Annotated in this window: 1 protein-coding gene; it reads left to right on the forward strand. The window is 44.1% G+C overall.

Going from position 1 to position 610, the window contains the following annotated elements:
• Window positions 1–610, forward strand: a 610-nt coding sequence (locus ACFIL8_RS12275) for a hypothetical protein (protein WP_375690047.1), incomplete at both ends; no start/stop codon positions are given.

Here is a 610-nt window from a genome sequence, read left to right on the forward strand (position 1 = left end):
CCACGCCAATGTGCTCACCAATTTGGGGGCAACGGTTTATAAAAACACTTATATGGGTTGTAATGCTAATACGGATGCTTATTGTTATGGTTATAAAGCTGATGGAAGCCGCGATGTTTCCTTAGATATAGCTAATGGCACTTATCGCCAGACCGGTTCAGAAGCTCTTGATGCAGTTCCTGGTCTTGTCCAAGCGGGTGGCACTTTAAATCTGGTGGTTGATCAACTCAACAACAAGGCAGGGGAAGGTTCTATTACAGGGGATGCGCATTTTAAAGCACAAGCAGTTGAAGGCAATCCACTGGAGTCCTTAAGTGGTTTAACTGGGGTTGATGCTCTCTTTACACCAAAAGTGGATCTCAATAATGCAGGAGAACTTTCTGAGGGGCTCCCTTTACCAAAGCCCCAATCGGGGGGTGTTGGGGGCACGCTACCCAATCAAAATTTCATTTATGAAACGCGGGCAGAATTTCTTGATGTCGGCAAGTTTTATGGCTCAGCCTATTATTTGAACAGAATTGGTTACAATCCTGACAGAGAGATTTTTTTCTTAGGCGATGCTTATTTCGAAAAGCAGCTGATTGAGAAACAAATGCGTGATCTTGTTGGT

The sequence above is a fragment of the Bartonella sp. AP57NXGY genome (assembly GCF_042195805.1).
Taxonomy (GTDB): Bacteria; Pseudomonadota; Alphaproteobacteria; order Rhizobiales; family Rhizobiaceae; genus Bartonella.